The organism is Nonomuraea sp. KM90, assembly GCF_052246675.1.
Taxonomy (GTDB): Bacteria; Actinomycetota; Actinomycetes; order Streptosporangiales; family Streptosporangiaceae; genus Nonomuraea.
Genome location: NZ_JBQQCB010000029.1, coordinates 17,412 through 34,537 on the forward strand (window position 1 = coordinate 17,412; position 17,126 = coordinate 34,537).

Below are 17,126 nucleotides of genomic sequence, written 5' to 3' on the forward strand. Positions count from 1 at the left end.
GTCTCACGTCATCCTGGACATCGAACACATGTGCCCATTGTCCCGGTTCGGTCATGCAACTGCGGCACGTCCACGACCGGTGAGGGCAGCCGCTCAGCGCATCCTGACGATCAACCGGCGGATCTTGCGCAGGTCGCGCAGCCTGTGCTCGTACGTGGCGCCGGTGAACAGCAGGAACGCGCCCGCCAGCGCGATCGGCAGCCAGCGCGGGCCCTCGCCCATCAGCTCGGCGAGGGTCGGCGCGAACTCGTGCGCCGCCGTCACCACCAGCACCCCTCCACCGAGGATCAGCGGTGCCTGCAGTCGGGTCCACGCGCCGGCCAGGGTCGCGGCGAACGCGGCCACGCCCAGCAGCAGCGGTCTGGCCAGGGCCGGGTCGTTCCAGGCGGCGTAGGCGCTGGGCAGGAACGTCAGCGCCAGCGCCGGGCCGTACCCGCTCCAGGAGGAGATCCCCGGGTCGCGGCGCCTGGCCGTCCACGCCGCGACCAGCCCAGCCACCGAGAGGGGCAGGGTGTACGCCTCGGGGGCGGTGACGCCGACGTCGGCCAGCCGCAGCCAGAGGGCGAGCTGCAGCAGCCCCAGCCCGAACCAGGCGGCGCGCCGCCGGTCCCGGCGCAGGGCGGCGACGGCCAGGGCGAGCCCGCCGGTGCAGGCGAGCGCCAGGCTCAGCAGGCTCGGGTCCCGCACCGCCATGGCGAGCGCGGCCGCGGCCAGCCCCCACCCGGCCACCTCAACCCCCACCGCCACCCGAACCGGCCGCCGCTCGTCCGCCCCGGCCTCCATCGCCACCCGCAGCGTCTGCCGTTCGTCGGCCTCGGCTCCCGTCGCCGCTCGAACCGGCCGCCGCTTGTCCGCTTCGGTTTGCGCCGCCGCAGGGGTGGGGTGCCGGACCGGCGTTTCGGTTTTCGGTGCCATCCGGATTACCCGGCGTCCGGCGGCGGGGCCGAGGGTGAGGGCGGTGGCGGTGAGGGCGGTGGCGGCGAGGGCGGTGGCGGGGAGGGCGATGGCTGGGAGGGTGGACAGGCGGGTGGCGGCGAGGGCGGTCAGGGCGGCGGTGGCGAGTACGGCGAAGGCCGCCTGCTCCACCCGCAGCCCCGCCGACAGCGCCGCGGCCGCCGCCAGCCCGCCCGCCGCGATCGCGGACGTCGCAGCCGCACCCGTACGCGCGGTCTCGCTGCGTGCCGCCACCCCGGCCACCGCCCCCAGCACCGCCACCCCGCCCAGCACCGCCAGCGTGTACGCCTCCACGTCCAGCGACCACACCACCAGATGTCCGCCGAACACCGGCGCCAGCACCCCCGCCACCCCCGGCCGGACCCCCGAGACCGCCTGCGCGGTCAGCGCCACCAGCACCGCCCCGTAGAAGGCCAGCACCCACGGGTACGCCAGATCCCCCGCGACCGGCACCAGCACCAGGCACCCCGGTACGACCACGGTGGCCACGGCCCGCCCGGCGAGCGCGCCACGCAGCCCGCGCGCCACGAGCACGCCGGTCACCGCCACGAAGGCGCCCACCCCCAGCGCGGTCACCACCGCCGACAGCTCGAACCCGGGATCCACCACGAACGCCTCCCCCCGGGCCTCGAACGACCGGGCAAGGATCGGCCACCCCCCGAAGCGTTCGCTCCAGGGCCGGCCGATCCCCGCATACGGCAGCCCCAGCGCCATCCCCCACACAGCCAGATGCGGCAGCAGAGCCACCCCCGCCACCAGGCCCGCCAGCACGTACGCGCTCACCCGGGTCCCCGCCCGCAACCGCCCCGCCGCCCCGGCCAGCGCGAGCGTGCCCACGGCCAGCACCAGCGTCAGCCGTGCCACGTCCTGCGACAGGACCATGGCCACCGGCCACAACGACAGCGCGGCCCCGCCCATCGGCCCCGCGACCGCCCCCGGCAGGTTCGGCAGCGCGGCGGCGAGCGACAGCAGCACCGTCACCAGCAGCAGGACCAGTGCCGCGTTCGACTCGCCGAGCCCGCCGCCCAGCGCCGCCGCCACGCTCTCCGCCCCCACCGCCAGCCCGGCCACCGTCGAGGCCACGCTCGTCACCGGCGAGCCCCTGCCCCGGAACGCGCACACCAGCCCTGTCACCACGATCGCCGCCAGCACCGCGAGCGTCGCCGTACGGTCGGCCAGCGACCAGGACACCGCCAGCGTCGCCGTCCACAGGCTCGCGCTGCCCACGGCCGACCGGCTCATCGCCGACCAGAGCGCCAGCCCCGCCGTGAGGGCGACGAGGAAGGCCAGCGCCGCCCAGTACGGCAGGTCGGCGACCACCGGCAACGTCGTGGCCGCCAGCGGGAACGCGACCCTCGCCACCCCCATCGCGGCCGGCCTGCCCCAGCGGGCCCAGGCGGCGAACGTACCGGCGGCACCGGCCAGCACCAGGACGGGCAGCAACATCGGCTGCTCGTGCCACGGACCCGAGGGGCTGAGCGCCTCCCGCGCGCCTTCCGCCGCACCCGCCCAGGCGTGGGTCAGCCAGCCGTACGGGCCGACGAGCGCGGGCACGACGGCACTGCTCAGCGGCAGCGGCGCGAGCGCGGCCAGCACGCACGCCTCGACCGCCGCCGCCGTACGCCAGGGGCCTCTGGGCCGCCGCCACGCCGAGGCCGCCGCCAGCACCGCCGCGATCGCCGTCAGGAGCGCCAGCCACTCCACCGGGAGCGAGTGCCCGGCCAGCGCGAACACCCCGACCGCCACGGCCGCCGCCTCCGCCGCCGTCCGCCCGCCCGGGCGCACCAGCCTGGTCAGCCGGTCCAGGGAGCCGAGGGCGAGGGTGCGGCTCGTCCGCCGAGCCCGTACGACGGCTGCGGCCAGCCTGCGCGACGGCCTGGTCACGACGAGCGTGGCGGCCCGGACGCCGAGCAGTGCCAGCGCCGCGGCCGGCCCGTTCCCGAACAGCGCCCAGACGAACATCGCGGCGGCGAGCGTCGCTCCAGCCCCGCCCACGGCCTGCACGGCACGCGGCCGGCCGGTGACGGCGCAGGCCAGGAGCACGACCAGCAGCCCGCCCGCCACCGCGGCCGAACCCTGCCGATCAGCCAGCGCCCAGCACGCCACCAGCACGGCCAGGTACCCGCCCAGCCACAGCGGCGCCACATACCCGCCGCCCAGGCGCTTGTCCCCGGAGGCCGCGTCCGGGCCCGGCTCTTTCGGCGGCGTGCTGCGGGCGGCCGTCCAGAGCAGCGCGCCCGCCAGCGCCACGGCCACGGCCAGCGCCGCCTCGTACGGCATCCCCGCCGCCACCGGCGCCGTGAGCACGGCCAGCGAGGCCGAGACCAGCAAGAGGGTACGCCGGAGCCCGGCCGTCCACAGCTCGCCGCCCCGAGACGGCACGAGCGCCAGCCCCGCCACCACGGCCGCCATCACGACGGGCGTGGCCTCGGCATCGTGCCAGACGAGCCCCGGCCCCAGCAGGTCGGACGCGCGGCCGGTGACGTCCCGCCAGATGGACGTGAGCCAGCCCAGCGGGCCGATCGCGACCGCGCCCACCGCGTACGCCTTCCACGCGGCGGTCACCGCCAGCACGAGCGCGCCGCCCGTACGGACGCCGTCCCGCAGGCGTACCGGAAGCCTGAGGGCGGCGACCAGGACCAGCAGGCCGGCGCCCGCTACGACGGCGGGCCGCCACGAAGGCGGCACCATGGAGGCGGGCACGGCGCAGCAGGCGCCCGCCGCGGCGAGGGCGGCGCAGGCGGCGATCAGCGCGCGCGCCCCCCGGGCCCGCGTCGCGGACGCCCACAGGAGGGCCACCGCCGCGGCGACCCCCAGCACGAGCGCCATCCCGGGCCGGGGAAGGTCGACGTTCGCCACCGTCACGTACGCGGCCAGCCCCGTGCCGGCGACCCAAGTGAGCGAGCCCGCCACGGCGGTGGTCACGTACTCCGCGGAGGCCCGTGCCCGCCGGGCCGCCCGCCACAGGGCCAGGTCGAAGGCGGCCGTGGCCACCAGGGCCCCGGCGACCCAGGCCAGAGCGGGCGCCGGGCCCTGCTGGACGGCCAGTGCGGCCAGCGGCAGCGGTGCCTGGGCCAGGGCGATCGCGACCGGCGTGGGCAGGCGCAGGGGAGCCCGCCACGCGTACAGGGCCCACACCACGCTCAGCGCGGCGGTGCCCAGCGAGTAGCCCCACGAGGGGTCCAGCCCCGGTCCCCCGGAGGGACGGTCGTCGTCGAAGATCTGCGTGATGGCGACGCCGTCCAGCGGGATCAGCACCAGCCCGATGAGCGCCACCGTCTCGGCGGTCGCGACCAGGCGGCGGCGTACCAGCAGCCAGGGGGCGGCCAGCACCGCCAGCGTGAACAGGCTCAGGATGAGCGCCCGCAACGCGGGCACCTGCCAGCTCACCAGCGTGAACACCACCGCCGCGATCGACAGCAGCACCCCGCCGAGCAGGAGCAGCAGGTTCTGCACCGCCCGATGCGACAGATCCCGCCGCGGCCCCCGCACCCCCTCGGCCGCCGGGGCGGGGTCGCGGGTCGTCGCGGCCTCGGCCGCCGGTCCGGCTTCGGCGGCGTGCGCGGGCGCCCGGACCGGCTCGGCGGGTGCCGCCCCGGCGGTGGAAACGGCGGTGGGGGTGCTCGCGCGCATGCCCGCGAGCGCCTGGTCGCGGCGCTTCAGCAACTCGGTACGGCGCTGCTCGAGCTTGGTGAGCGCGGCCGCGGCGGCCAGGTAGTCGGAGGCGGCGCGGCCTCGGAGGTGCAGCCGGCAGTCGGGGCAGGTGTCCACCGGGCCGGACAGGGCGGTGCGACAGGAGGGACAGGTCGGCCAGTCCATGCGGGCACCTCGCGAAGATCGGCGTTGCCCAAGACCTTGCCGTACGAATCACACTTTGTCTGGAAATCGGAACAGCCGCAGCCACGTCGTGACCCAGCCTCCGGACGCCGAGAGCGCGGGCCGGGTGCAGAGGCGGGTGGGCGGTGTGCGGGCCGGGCGGAGAGGCGGGTGGGTCGACGCGGCGGGGTGGGGTCAGAGGTCGCGTTCCTGCTGGTCGAGGATGGCGACGCAGACCGCGATCGCCTTCGCCGCGTCCCTCTCCTCGATCGCCCCCAGCAGCTCCTCGTGCGACGTGTCCGGATCCAGCGCCGCCTGCTCCTGGTCCCGGACGCTGTCGCGCAGGGCGTCGCTCATGCTGCGGTAGAGGTCCGCGAGCAGCGGGTTGTGCGCCGCGTCGGCCACCTGGAGGTGGAAGTCCACGTCCGCGTCCGCGAAGCCGTCGAGGTCGCCGGCCCGGCCGGCCGCGTTGCGGCGGGCCAGGGTCTCGCGCATCGCGGCCACGTCCTCCTCCGTGCGCCGGCCCGCCGCCAGCCGGGCGGCGACGAGGTCGAGGCCGCGGCGTACGTCGATGATGTCCATGGCGGCGGCCGTGTCGAGCCGCCGGCGCAGGGCGACCTTGGACTCGTCGGTCGCGGTCACGTACGTGCCGTCACCCTGCCGGGTGTGCAGCAGGCCCGCGTGGGCCAGGACCCGCACCGCCTCCCGTACGGACAGCCTGCTCATGCCCAGGCTCTCCGCCAGCCGGCTCTCGGACGGGATCTTGGTGCCGACCGGCCACACCCCTTCGGAGATCTCCCGGCGGAGCTCGGCGATGGCGGCGTCCACGAGCGAGGTCCGGGCGACGTTACGCATGAACTCTCTCCTCATCGGCTGAAGAATCTCCACCCTAGATCCTGCCGGGGGATGGGTCCGGATGGTGGGACGGCCACGGCACGGTCAGGCGAGCTCCGCGGCGAGGCGTTCGATCGTGTCGCGGCCCTCCAGCGGCGCCAGCCACGCGGCGGGCAGGGCGGCGGTGCCGTGGAGGGCGCCCAGGAGGTTGCCGCACACCGAGCCGGTCGAGTCGCTGTCGCCCGAGTGGTTGACCGACAGCAGCAGCGCCCTGTCCACGGCGGGCTCGACGAGGGCGCAGTAGACGCCGATGGCCAGGGCCTCCTCGGCCACCCAGGCGCCGCCGAGCGATTCGACCGCCTCGGGCGAGTGCTCCCCGGTCGCCGCCAGCAGCAGGGCGGCACGGAGCGCGGTGGTGGTCTCCTCGTGGCCCGGATAGGTGGACAGGAGGTCCATGGCCTGGCGGACGGCGGGCTCCAGGGCCGCTCCCGCCATCAGGCGCGCGATGATCGCGGCGAAGGCGCCGGCGGCCAGGTAGCCGGTCGGGTGGCCGTGGGTGATCTGGGCGCAGGCCGCGGCCAGCTCGAACGCCTCTCGGGCGCCGATCCGGCCTGGATCGGACGGCTCCCCGGCGGTGCCCCGCCCCGGACCGGACGGTTCCCCGGTGGTGGTCCGGCCTGGATCGGAGGGCTCGCCGGCGGTGGTCCGGCCTGGGTCGGACGGCCCTGCGGCCCGGGCCAGGCCGAACGGGGCCGAGCGCATCACCGTGCCGCAGCCTTTCGAGTCGGGGTTCACCGGCCCCGGCTCGCCCCACGCCGCCGGGCCAGGGAACGGCCGGTGCAGGCCCGACAGGCAGGCGCTGCCCGGTGCGCGCCGGGAGTAGAGCCAGGTCTCCTCCCGCAGCCGGCCCGTCTGGTGGGGGAGGGCCGCCGGCGGGGGATCGGGGTTCCGCTGGGTGTCGAGCCAGCGCAGGTACGCCTGCCGCACCGCACCGACCACCTCCCCGACCACCTCCGCCGGTTCCCGCGCGGCGCCGAGACCTTCGCCACCCGCTCCGCTAGCTTGGGCGGTGGCGGCGCGGGCGGCCAGGAGGCCCTCGACCGTGAAGAGCGTCATCTGGGTGTCGTCCGTGATCAGGCCGGTCTTACCGCGCCAGGTCGTGACATATCCCGAGATGCCGTCGGCACCATGATCCCTGCGGATCTCACGCAACGACTGGAACTCGATCGGCGCCCCGAGCGCGTCACCGATCGCTCCGCCCAGGAGGCAGCCCCGGACCCGATCCCGAACATCCATACCTGGGATCTTGCCACCTCCCGGGCTGTCTGAGAGATTGCGCTTTATTTGGTCAATTGTCCCGGAGGACATGCGTGTCACAATTACGCCCAGCCCTCTTCGCAGTCGCCCTCACCCTCGCGATCGCGACCCCGGCCCAGGCCGCTGCCGGTCCTGTCATCACCGTCGAGAACGGCCGCACACAGCCGGTCTTCTCCTACGCGGACGCCGTCCGTGAGCACGTGTACGTCGAGTCGACCGTCGACAGCGACCTCGACGGCAACCTCGACAAGGTCAGGGTGGACATCATCCGGCCCAAGGAGTCCGGACCGGGGCTCAAGGTCCCGGTGGTCATCGACGAGAGCCCGTACTACGACAACTCGGGCCGCGGCAACGAGGCCGAGCGCAAGGTCTACGACGCCGCCGGAAATGTCACGAAATTTCCGCTCTTCTACGACAACTACTTCGTCCCCCGCGGCTACGCCGTCCTCAACGTCGACATGCTCGGCACCACCAGGTCGGACGGCTGCCCGGACATCGGCGGCAAGGCCGACGTGCTGGGCGGCAAGGCCGTCATCGACTGGCTGAACGGCCGCGCCAAGGCGGTACGCGCGGACGGCACCCCGGCCGTGGCCGACTGGACGACCGGCAAGGCCGCCATGATCGGCAAGTCGTACGACGGCACCCTGGCCAACGCCGTGGCCGCCACCGGGGTCGAGGGCCTCAAGACCATCGTCCCCATCTCGGCGATCAGCTCCTGGTACAAGTACCAGCGCTCGAACGGCGTCGTCTACAACTACGACTACGCCTCCTGGCTGGCCAACTACGTCGACACCGACCCCGAGGCCAAGTGCCAGCAGGTACGCGACCAGATGGACGCCCAGGACGGCGACGACACGGGCAACTACAACCCGTTCTGGGCCGAGCGTGACTACATCAACGGTCTGCTCGGCGACGCCTCCAAGGTCAAGGCCAGCGTCTTCGTCATCCACACGGTCAACGACCTCAACGTCAAGCCCGACAACTTCTCCGCCTGGTGGAAGGCCCTGGCCGACCGGGACGTGCCGCGCAAGATCTGGGTCGGCCAGACCCAGCACGTGGACCCGTTCGACTTCGAGGGTCGCAGGGGCCTGTGGGTGGACACGCTGCACCGCTGGTTCGACTACTGGCTGCACGGCGTGCGCAACGGGATCGTGAACGAGCCCCGCGCCGACGTCGAGATCGCCCCGGCGCAGTGGATCACCCAGCGCGACTGGCCGGCCCCGTTCGCGCTCAAGGCGTCGCTGCGCCCGTCGGCCGACGGCTCGCTCGGCCTGCGGCCCGCCGCCAGGAACAGCACCGCCTCCTTCACCGACGTCGCCATGAGCGAGAACGACATGGTGGCCGACGTGGGCACGGCGAACCCGGGCCGGGTGGCGTTCACCACCGGCGCCCTCCCGCTCAACCTGCGCCTGTCCGGCACGCCCACCGCCGACCTGCGGGTCAAGCTGGACAAGCCCACCTCCAACCTCACCGCGCTCCTGGTGGACTTCGGCGAGGACACCCGCGTCGACTGGCGCCGCAACCAGGGCATCACCACGCTCACCGAGGAGGACTGCCACGGCGAGAGCACGGCGGACGACGACGCCTGCTACCGCAAGGTCGTCACGAACGTGGCCACCCGCCCGCTGGAGATCGTCGCCCGCGGCTGGATCGACGTGCAGAACCGCGACTCGCTCAGCCAGTCCGCGCCGCTGCCCGTGGGCACGTATGGCAAGGTCAAGTGGCTGACGCTGCCGCAGGACTACACGTTCAAGAAGGGCCACCGGATCGGTCTCGTCGTCGCCGGCACCGACTCGACCTACACGGACGAGGCCGGTACCGGCGCGAACGTCACCATCGACCTGGCCAAGAGCAGCGTGACCGTGCCGTTCGTGCTGGGCACGCCGCTGGCCGACGTGCCGCAGGACAAGGCCAAGTTCCGCGGTCCCGACCGGATCGAGCTGCCGGCGCCCGAGCCCGAGTTCCAGTTCTTCTGATCCCCCGGCCGGTAGGGGCCCCGGGCCCCTACCGGCACCCGCTCCAGTGGCCGCCGTCGCCGTCGTCCCGCGGGAGCGTGGTCCAGGCCACGTTCAGCGTCAGGGTGCCGCCGGCGGCGGTGGTGCCACCGGTGCGCCGCCCGTCGCCGGTGGTCCGGCCGGTCCACCGGACGGTGATCTTCCCCCGCTCCACGCCCGGCCGGGGATCGCAGGCGTCGCGCTCCCTGATCCGGAAGCGGGTCCCGGACACGGCGACGCCCTCGGTGCCGGTGGCCGAGGTGATCTCGCACCGGCCGGTGCACGACAGCGCGAACGACCCCGTGCGCTCCGCGCCCAGCCACATCGACGACGGCGACAGCCGGGCCACCGGCGGCGCGGGCCTGGGCAGCGCGGTCTTCCTGGGCATGGCCTTGAGCGCGGACCCGGCGGTGTCACCGGTGGTGCCACCGGTGGTGCCACCGGTGGGGCTCTCGGTGGTGACCTCGGCCACCCAGCGCGACGGCTCCTCCAGCAGCGCGCTCGTCTGCGCGGCGGCCTTGGTGAGCGTGACCGGGTGCTCGCGGGCGTTCATGACGGCCCAGATCAGGCCGGCCGCCAGCAGGCCCACGCCGACGATCAGCCCGAGCCTGGCCACGGCCCTGATCGGCGTGCCCGGCTCGGGATCGTCGTCGTCGGGCTGGTTCCGCCAGTACTCCTGCCACTGAGCGCCGTCCCCGCCGGCCGGCTGCTGCAGGTTCGACAGCGTGATGCCGCCGTAGCGGATGACGGCGCCGTTGCTGTGCACGCCGTTGCTCTCGCCCTTGGTGGCGGCGGTGAAGACCAGCTTGTCGCCGTACGCGCCGCCGCGGAAGGGCCGCGTCTGGCTCGGCGGCGTGAACGGGTGCCGCCCGCGCACGGCGGGCGCGGGCGGGTGCTCCTGGTCGGCGGCAGCCGCGCCCGCCGCCGACCAGGGCTTTCCCGAGGTCGCCGTCGTGGGGCCGGCGACCGGGGCGGGCGGCGTGGCGTCAGCGACCGGCGGAGGCGGCGACGAGGAGCCGCTCTCCACCAGTGTGCGTGCCTGCACAGGAAAGCCGTCAGCCCGCCAGAGTGGCCCCTCGCCGGGCAACGGCTGCGCTGATGCCAGCCGGTTGGGCAGTGTGCCGGGCAGTGCCGCGATCGGCAGGCGGCGCAGCAGCGCCCCCGCCGTCATGGTCCTGGGCGCGGCCCGGCAGGTCGCGCAGGTCTGGATGTGGCGGCCGATCCGGGCCCTGGCCCGCCGGCCGGGGGCCGCGACCCACTCCGCCATCCGCGCGGTCAGGTCTGTGCAGCCGTCGGGGGAGCGGGCGGCGATGATCGCGGCGAACCACTCCTCCAGGCCGGCGGCGGCCCGGGAGACGATGGCCCGGACCTCGTCCTCGGGCAGCTCGAAGAGCACGCTGAGCTCGGGGTCCGCCAGGCCGTGCCGGACGGACAGGTCGAGCAGCTCCCGCTGCGGGCGCTCCAGGGACAGCAGCGCCTCGGGCAGCAGCTCCGACATGCGGCCGGGGCGCGACCACGAGCCGATGCTGGCGGGCTTGGCCACGACCGCCCGGTGGGCCCGGGCCACCGCGTACAACCAGGGCCGCCGCAGGGCGGGATCCACCACGCGGTCCGCGTACAGGTGCGCCGTCATCGCGGCGCCGGCCACCGCCTGCTCGGCGTCGCCGGCGGCGAGCTCGGTGCGGCAGTAGTCGTAGAGGCGGGCTCCGTGCTTGTCGCACAGGTCACGAATGGCCTGGCGCGCGTCGTCGGACAGGGTTCGCCACATCCGGTGTCACCTCCTCCATTCGGTACGCGGACGCGTCTATGTCGGTCAGGCCCTCCCCGCGGAGTCGGACACGGCGGACTTGGGCAGGGTGTCGAGCAGGGACGCCTGCGCGAGGTAGGCACGGGTGGCGTCGGGGTCGCCGGCGATGGCCCGCAGGCCCGCCATGGCCGCCGCGAGCCGGGCGCTGTCGCGCTCGCGCACGCCGGCCAGCCGCGTCTCGCGGCGCGGGATGACCCGCTGCAGCACCACCGAGCGCCGCCGCCAGGCCCACGCCTCCAGCGCGGTTGGCGGGGCGAAGCCGCCGATCACGGCCGCGATCACCTGGCCGGCCTCGGCCGCGTCGTGGATGCCGGCGTTCATGTTGAGCCCGCCGACCGTGGACGTCAGGTGCGCCGCGTCGCCCACGAACAGCACCCGCCCGCACCGGTACGAGGTCAGCACCCCCCGCGACAGCCCGAACCGGTCGGCGCCCGTCACGTGGATCGGCCCGCCCGCGCCCGGCAGGGCCCGGCGGACCAGCAGAGACAGGTTCGACGGGGACAGCGGCTCGTGCGCGTCGCAGGGGATCTTGAAGATGATCCGCCAGTGGTCGGGCAGGCCGAGCAGGGTGCACGACTGCTGCACGTCCCGTACGTACGTCAGCGGCGCCAGGCTCGGCAGCAGCCGGTCGAGCGGCGAGTCGGTGAACACCCGCAGCGCCTGGGTCGGATAGCCGGACCTGGGGAACGGCAGCCCCAGCGAGCCGCGTACGGTGCTGTGCGCGCCGTCGGCGGCGATCATGTACCGGGCCCGCGTCCAGGTGTGGCCGACGCGGACCCGGATTCCCGTGCCACCCTCCGCCACGCCGTCCACGTGGGTGCCGAACCGCACGTCCACGTCCGGGTAGACGTCGAGGGCGGCGAGCAGCAGCCGGGTCAGCGAAGCCTGGTCGGCGTGGATCCGGAACGGGTGCTTGGTCAGGCCGTCCAGCCGGTTCATGCCCATCTCGGCCAGCACGATCCCCGACCGGTCGCGCCACTGCACCCGGTCCACCACGCGGCCCCCGGCCACCAGCCGGGAGGCCACGCCGAGGTCGTCCAGCAGGTCCAGCGTGGCCGGGTGGAACGTGCACGCCCGCGGTTGCCGGGGCAGCTCGCTCTCCCGCTCCAGCACGGTGACCGGGATCCCGGCCCGGGCCAGCGAGAGCGCGGCGGTCAGGCCGGCCGGCCCGGCTCCCACCACGATGACGCCGTTCATGCCGTGCGCCTCCCGTGAGCCGCCATGTGACGGCGGTAGGGCACGCGGCTGAGCGTCACGTGCCGGCCGACGGCTCTGGACAGGGCCCACCAGGCCGTGCAGAGGTTCGAGGTGAGCAACATCCGGTCGTTGCCGCTGGCCAGCGGCCCGAGCACGGGCAGGGTCGGCAGCCCGGTGCCGGTGAACAGCAGCACGGCGTCCCCGGGCAGCTCCGCCAGCTCGACCTGGCTGATCAGCTCGGGCGGGGTGACCGCGTAGGAGGAGTAGCCGTCCTGGGCGCGTACCTGGACCACCTGGGTGACGTTCAGCCCGGCCGTCTTCCAGAACCGCTCGGCCAGCTCCGTGACCCAGGGCTGGTACGGGGACACCAGCACGATGTCGCTCACCCTGACGTGCTCCATCGCCTCGCGCGTGGCCAGCGTCGCCGTGGCGAACGGCACCCCGGTCACCGCCGTGAGCTCGGCGCACTGCTCGCGGTCCTCGTCGGGGCCGAGCAGGTAGCGGGGCTCGCTGCAGGCCAGGACCATCGCGTCCAGCCGCAGGCCGTCGAACGCGCCCGCCATGGCGGGCAGGGCCTCGTTGTAACTTTCCAGCCGGTCGGCCAGGGACGCCCCCGGCATCACGGGGAGGCGGGCGACGTGCATGTCGGCCCGCGAGCCGAGCAGGCGGGTCAGCTCGGGTTCCGCCGACGGGTTCGCGGGTGCCACGATCACGCCGACCCTGCCGCGGCTCACTGGGTGCCCCAAACGGTGCGCATGGGTTTCCTCCTGTGCGGGAAGGCGAAGAGGTCAGATGGCGCGGTGCCGCGGTGTCCGATGGGTCAGGGCCTGGTCGATCTCGGTGATGGCCTCGACGGACACCTGGCGGATGCGGCGCAGCCGGTGCACCGTGCGCGCCGATCCTGCCGCCGGCGGGGTGCCGCCCGGATCCTCGTCCTGGGGCGGCTGCGGCGCGCCGGGCCGTACGCCCCGCGCGTGGACTTCGTGTGGTTGGGACCTGCGCAGCTCGTCGGTGAGCATGATCGCTCCTGTTTATCGCGGGTTGCCGGATCGGATGGGGGATGGATCACGAACGTCGAAGCGGGCCGGCTCCTTCGCGGCCTCGCTCCGTACCTGGTCGAAGCCGATGCGCGGCCCGGCGAGGAGCCGGCGTGGTATTGCCGGCCCCTCTTCCGCCGCGCGTTGAGATCGAGGTCCGGTCTCACGTCCCGACGCCCCGGCGACCCGCACCAGCGCCGTGGCGGCGAGCAGAACGGCGGCCGGCGGAACGGCCACCAGCACGGAGGCGTGCCCGGGCACCGGCCCGTCAAGGAAGGGCCGGCCGATCAGCACCGTGGCGCCCGTCACGCCGATCGCCCCCCGAGCACCGCTCCCGTGCCGATGGTGCTCAGAGCCGAACCCCCGCCGGGGCCGCGCACGGCGAACGAGGCCGCGCATACCCGCAGGCGGGAAGAAAGCCGACCCCAGGCGCTACCCCTTGAGTTGGCCAGCACGCCAGCCGCTACCGCGCTGGCCAACAGCACCGAACCGACTAAGTCGGGCACGTGCCGCTCGGTGCCGGGGGGGTGGGGAAGCGCCGGGGCCGGCGCCAAGAGCGCTGCCATCAGTCCCGCACAGACGGCGAACGGGCCGGGCCGGCCGTACTCGGCCGGCAACCACCCTCCGCCGGATGGCAGCGCCAGCATTCCTGCGCCGGCGCACACGTACGCCGGCGCGATGCCCCGGGCCCTTCGGCCTGCCGGCAGCGCGCCGAGGAGCAGCGCGAGCGCGACGGGGCACATCATCGCGGTACCGATGCCCTGAGCCGGCCGCCCTCCCGGCAGCACCTGCCAGGGCGCGGCCGTGATGACCGCCGTCGCGCCCAGGCAGAGCAGGGCCAGGCCGAGCGAGAGCACGCTCCGCCGGCCGAGGAGGTCGGTCGGCCGCCCCGAGATCGCGGTCGCCGGGACCGGTACGGCCCGGTGCTCGCGTAGGGGTGTCAGCGTCATCGCGCCGTCACCGCGCTCTCGACCTCGTTGGGCACGCTGACGCAGACCATTCGCTCCGTCAGCCCCGCTCGGGGGCCCGCCGCGCGCGGCCGGGCCGGTCCCGCACCACCGGCCACCGTACGCGCGACTTTCGAGGCGAGGGCGAGATGCTCGCCGCAGCGACGGCTCACCTTGGCCTCCAGCCCGGCCACCTGCGCCAGCCTGAGCCGCATCGGCTCCAGCGACGACCAGCGTTCGAGGCCGTCGAGATCGGCCAGCCGGGCGGGCCAGCGCAGCGCGTCGGCGCAGCGAGCCTCCACCTCGTCGGGCAGGTCCTCGGCCGGGAACGCCTCATGACGCAGCCGGGTGGCGACCATGACGGCCATGAACGCCGTCTTGTCGAAGTCGGCCAGCCGACCCGTCAGGGCGGCGGCCAGCATCCTGGCGCGGTGGCTCAGGCAGACCGCACTCCACCCGAGCAACAGCAGCCGATCAGGGCCCGTCTCCGTGTGCCAACCGGCCAGCCGCAACTCGCGGGCCATCCGGTGATAGAAGCGCCAACGGTGACGGGGGCTGTCCAGCCAGACCTGGAGTCCGCCCAGCGGCAGCCCGGCGACGTGCACACCCGCGCCCGCCACCGGCCCGGCCACGCGGGCGCAGATGCGTTGTACCACCCGCTCCTGCCCCATGGGGGCCGGATCTTCCGCGAACCAGGAACCATTTCCGGGATCCATGGTCATGTCCGGCCACCTCCTTGTCCGGGGAATCTCTTCAGAATCCTTAGGCTGTTAAGCCTCAGTTACCACGCGCTCCGATAGTCCGCTTACGAGCGGGGCTATGTCAACTGACAGTTTGCGCATAAGTTGATACCTGACCGCGTGGCAGAGCTTGCCCGCATGGCAGGGGACACTGGAGCCCGCGTCCCTTACGCTGGAAAAGTTCACGGGCGGTAGGAGGTGTGCCGTGGCGAACTTCGCCGAGCGGCTCGATCTCGCGCTGACCAAGCGCGGCTTCACCGGCGCGCAGGTCGCCTCCGCCCTGACGGAGGCGGGCATCCCCATCACCCGCGCCTACGTCAGCCAGTTGCGCACCGGCAAGCAGACCAACCCGACCCTCCAGGTGCTCAGGGCGCTGGCGTCCTGCCTCCAGGTGAGCGTCGGCTGGCTGGTCGGTGACGACTACCTCGAGTCCGGCTCCGTCGAGGACCTGCAGCTACGGGCGGCCACGATCGGCCTGTCCGCCTCCGGCCTGTCGGAGGGCTCGCTGGCCGTGCTGCGCGGCGTGATGGAGCTGGCCCGCAGGGCCGAGGGGCTGCCCGAGGAGCCGGAGCCCACCTCCGACATCCCGGAGGCGGTCGCGCCGCTGAGCGGGCCGCAGCGCCGGGCGCTCGGCAAGCGGCTGCACGGCCTGCGCCTGTCCGCCCAGCTCTCCGTCGAGCAGGTGGAGACCGCGATCGGCAAGGGAGCCGCCGCGATCCCCGCCATCGAGGAGGGCCGCATCGCCCCCGCGCCCATCACCGTCGAGCGCCTGCTGACCGTCTACGGCGTCTCGGCCCCGCCCATCCGCGAATACGTGCTGGCGCTGGCGCGGGGAGAGCGCGAGGCCGCCTGGTACGACGCGCAGTCGGTGCCCGTCTGGCTGGCCACCGCCTACGCCCTGGAGCAGCGGGCCACGGTGATCCGCACCTTCCACACCCAGTTCGTCCCGCCGCTGCTGCAGACCGAGGAATACGCCAGGGCCGCCATCACCGTGGCCGGCCCCGCGACGCTCGGGCAGCAGACGGTGGAGGAGGCGCTCGCCCTCGTGCTGGCCCGCCAGGAGGCCGTGGCCCGCGACAGCGGCGTCGTGCTGTGGGCCGTGATCGACGAGAGCGTCCTGACGCGCTCGATCGTCGGCCTGCACGTCCAGCTCCGCCAGCTCGACGTGCTCATCGAGCACGCCAAGCGGCCCAACGTCTCGCTGCACGTGGTGCCGATGGAGGACCCGGCGTACGTGCCGCGCACCGGCCCGTTCACGCTGTGGCGCTTCGCCGAGGCGTTCGAGCCCGACATCGCGTGCGCCCACGGCATCGAGTCCGACGCGCTGATCACCGAGACGGCCGCGGTGGAGGCGTACCACCAGGCCTTCACCAAGTTGTCGGTGACGACGACGACGCGCGAGGAGACCTTCGAGATGTTGAATCTCCATCGCGAAAGGCTTTCGCGCTCGCTGGGTAAATGATCGGCGTTCCCGCCTGAGAGATCATTTATGCGGGCGAATGGTTACGCACATATACCCAAATCCAATAGCTTTTCCGGTTGTCTTTCGCCGTGGGGCGAGGATCATATGTTCTGGGTCATCGAGTGTGGGGTCCGAAAGGATCAGCTTTTCCCGAGATAGTGGGCGAGGGGAAAGGGGCAACACTCAATGCGTCAGCGTGCCATCCGAAACCTGGCGAAGCTGGAGATGACCCAAGCAAGAGTCACCCGGATTCTCGACGCCGCCGCGGGTGGGAAGAACAACTTCGTGGCGGACCGAGACGTCATGCGCCGCTACGACCAGGCCGCCCCCATCACGACGACCGCCGCACGGGCCGTGCTCCGATATTTGTGCCGTGTGGTCCGTCACCTGGCGACCGAGGGCGTGGACCAGTTCGTGATCGTCGGGAGTGGCGTCCCGAGCGGCCTGCCACCGGGCAGGCAGTTGCACGACGTGGCCCGTGACGCCCTGGGCGCCTCGGTGCCGCGGGTGGTCTACGTGGAGAACGACCCTATGGTGCTGGCCGGCGCGAGGGCGACCATCGAGCCCGTCACCGACCTCGTACGCGTTGTGGAGGGCGACGTGCGCGAGATCGACGACCTCCTCGACGACCGGGTCCTGCAGACGTTCCTCGACTGGGACCGGCCCATGGCCGTGTTGCTGCTGTCGGCCCACAGCCTGAACGACGACGAGTACTTCCATTACGTGATCAAGCGCATTCGGCAGGTGGTCCCGGAAAGGAGCTACCTGTCGTTACTGCAGACCACGTTCGACGCCATTCCGCCGGAGCTGCTGCCCGCCATTCACGACCTTTTGGCGATGACGCTGCCCGGTCAGGCGATTCGCACCCGGGAGGAGGTCAAGGCGTTGCTCGAAGGTCTGGTGCTGGTAGAGCCGGGGCTGGTGTGGGTTCCGGAATGGCGGCCCGACGGCCACGACATCGCCTGTGCGGAAGAGCCCGGCGCGTCGGGCAATTACGGGGCAGTGGCCCGGATTCCCTGAC

13 protein-coding genes are annotated in these 17,126 nt (G+C 73.7%); 3 read left to right on the forward strand and 10 right to left on the reverse strand.

Annotated features, from left to right (window positions below; all coding sequences use genetic code 11):
- Positions 1 to 93: 93 nt before the first annotated feature.
- From ACTWPW_RS27015 to ACTWPW_RS27025, 3 genes are all read right to left on the reverse strand, one after another.
- Positions 94 to 4,773 carry an SCO7613 C-terminal domain-containing membrane protein gene (locus ACTWPW_RS27015; protein WP_443170269.1) on the reverse strand — a complete coding sequence of 1,560 codons (4,680 nt, stop codon included), beginning with the start codon at positions 4,771 to 4,773 and terminating at the stop codon, positions 94 to 96.
- A gap of 192 nt (positions 4,774 to 4,965) precedes the next feature.
- Positions 4,966 to 5,625 (reverse strand): FadR/GntR family transcriptional regulator, encoded by a 660-nt coding sequence (locus ACTWPW_RS27020; RefSeq protein ID WP_375115310.1) that lies wholly within the window; start codon positions 5,623 to 5,625, stop codon positions 4,966 to 4,968.
- 84 nt (positions 5,626 to 5,709) lie between these two features.
- Positions 5,710 to 6,900 (reverse strand): ADP-ribosylglycohydrolase family protein, encoded by a 1,191-nt coding sequence (locus tag ACTWPW_RS27025; RefSeq protein WP_375115309.1) that lies wholly within the window; start codon positions 6,898 to 6,900, stop codon positions 5,710 to 5,712.
- A gap of 74 nt (positions 6,901 to 6,974) precedes the next feature.
- Here ACTWPW_RS27025 and ACTWPW_RS27030 point away from each other — a divergent pair, with 74 nt between their 5' ends.
- Complete coding sequence (locus ACTWPW_RS27030) at positions 6,975 to 8,897, forward strand: Xaa-Pro dipeptidyl-peptidase (protein ID WP_443170270.1); 1,923 nt, start codon at positions 6,975 to 6,977, stop codon at positions 8,895 to 8,897.
- Between the two features lie 28 nt (positions 8,898 to 8,925).
- Here the strand turns inward: ACTWPW_RS27030 and ACTWPW_RS27035 are convergent, their stop codons facing one another.
- From ACTWPW_RS27035 to ACTWPW_RS27065, 7 genes are read right to left on the reverse strand one after another with little or no spacing between them, the layout of a single operon-like run.
- Positions 8,926 to 10,683 carry an RNA polymerase sigma factor gene (locus ACTWPW_RS27035; protein ID WP_443170271.1) on the reverse strand — a complete coding sequence of 586 codons (1,758 nt, stop codon included), beginning with the start codon at positions 10,681 to 10,683 and terminating at the stop codon, positions 8,926 to 8,928.
- Positions 10,684 to 10,728: 45 nt separating this feature from the next.
- Positions 10,729 to 11,919 carry an FAD-dependent oxidoreductase gene (locus tag ACTWPW_RS27040; RefSeq protein ID WP_375115306.1) on the reverse strand — a complete coding sequence of 397 codons (1,191 nt, stop codon included), beginning with the start codon at positions 11,917 to 11,919 and terminating at the stop codon, positions 10,729 to 10,731.
- Positions 11,916 to 12,653 carry a maleate cis-trans isomerase family protein gene (locus tag ACTWPW_RS27045; protein ID WP_375115305.1) on the reverse strand — a complete coding sequence of 246 codons (738 nt, stop codon included), beginning with the start codon at positions 12,651 to 12,653 and terminating at the stop codon, positions 11,916 to 11,918. The genes ACTWPW_RS27040 and ACTWPW_RS27045 overlap by 4 nt, the downstream gene beginning before the upstream one ends.
- Before the next feature lie 54 nt (positions 12,654 to 12,707).
- A complete protein-coding gene (locus ACTWPW_RS27050) occupies positions 12,708 to 12,938 on the reverse strand; it encodes a hypothetical protein (RefSeq protein ID WP_375115304.1) in 231 nt (76 codons plus the stop codon).
- Between the two features lie 12 nt (positions 12,939 to 12,950).
- The gene (locus ACTWPW_RS27055) at positions 12,951 to 13,265 is read right to left on the reverse strand and encodes a hypothetical protein (protein WP_443170272.1); all 315 of its coding nucleotides are present in this window, start codon (positions 13,263 to 13,265) and stop codon (positions 12,951 to 12,953) included.
- On the reverse strand, positions 13,262 to 13,906 hold the full coding sequence (locus tag ACTWPW_RS27060; protein ID WP_443170273.1) for an MFS transporter: 645 nt from the start codon (positions 13,904 to 13,906) through the stop codon (positions 13,262 to 13,264). The genes ACTWPW_RS27055 and ACTWPW_RS27060 overlap by 4 nt, the downstream gene beginning before the upstream one ends.
- The gene (locus tag ACTWPW_RS27065; protein WP_375115301.1) at positions 13,903 to 14,625 is read right to left on the reverse strand and encodes a hypothetical protein; all 723 of its coding nucleotides are present in this window, start codon (positions 14,623 to 14,625) and stop codon (positions 13,903 to 13,905) included. Before ACTWPW_RS27065 ends, ACTWPW_RS27060 begins: the two co-directional genes overlap by 4 nt.
- 223 nt (positions 14,626 to 14,848) lie before the next feature.
- On the opposite strand from ACTWPW_RS27065, the gene ACTWPW_RS27070 reads away from it, so the two are divergent.
- Both ACTWPW_RS27070 and ACTWPW_RS27075 read left to right on the forward strand, forming a co-directional pair.
- Positions 14,849 to 16,105, forward strand: coding sequence for a Scr1 family TA system antitoxin-like transcriptional regulator (locus tag ACTWPW_RS27070; RefSeq protein ID WP_375115300.1), 1,257 nt, complete (start codon positions 14,849 to 14,851; stop codon positions 16,103 to 16,105).
- 225 nt (positions 16,106 to 16,330) lie between these two features.
- Positions 16,331 to 17,125 (forward strand): SAM-dependent methyltransferase, encoded by a 795-nt coding sequence (locus tag ACTWPW_RS27075; protein ID WP_364125290.1) that lies wholly within the window; start codon positions 16,331 to 16,333, stop codon positions 17,123 to 17,125.
- The last annotated feature ends 1 nt before the right edge of the window (position 17,126 follow it).

Excerpts from the sequence above, each read along its gene's own strand:
- ACTWPW_RS27015 (WP_443170269.1), bottom strand. The coding sequence starts at position 4,773 with ATGGACTGGCCGACCTGTCCCTCCTGTCGCACCGCCCTGTCCGGCCCG.
- ACTWPW_RS27020 (WP_375115310.1), bottom strand. The coding sequence starts at position 5,625 with ATGCGTAACGTCGCCCGGACCTCGCTCGTGGACGCCGCCATCGCCGAG.
- ACTWPW_RS27025 (WP_375115309.1), bottom strand. The coding sequence starts at position 6,900 with ATGGATGTTCGGGATCGGGTCCGGGGCTGCCTCCTGGGCGGAGCGATC.
- ACTWPW_RS27035 (WP_443170271.1), bottom strand. The coding sequence starts at position 10,683 with ATGTGGCGAACCCTGTCCGACGACGCGCGCCAGGCCATTCGTGACCTG.
- ACTWPW_RS27040 (WP_375115306.1), bottom strand. The coding sequence starts at position 11,919 with ATGAACGGCGTCATCGTGGTGGGAGCCGGGCCGGCCGGCCTGACCGCC.
- ACTWPW_RS27050 (WP_375115304.1), bottom strand. The coding sequence starts at position 12,938 with ATGCTCACCGACGAGCTGCGCAGGTCCCAACCACACGAAGTCCACGCG.
- ACTWPW_RS27060 (WP_443170273.1), bottom strand. The coding sequence starts at position 13,906 with ATGACGCTGACACCCCTACGCGAGCACCGGGCCGTACCGGTCCCGGCG.
- ACTWPW_RS27065 (WP_375115301.1), bottom strand. The coding sequence starts at position 14,625 with ATGACCATGGATCCCGGAAATGGTTCCTGGTTCGCGGAAGATCCGGCC.
- ACTWPW_RS27075 (WP_364125290.1), top strand. The coding sequence starts at position 16,331 with ATGACCCAAGCAAGAGTCACCCGGATTCTCGACGCCGCCGCGGGTGGG.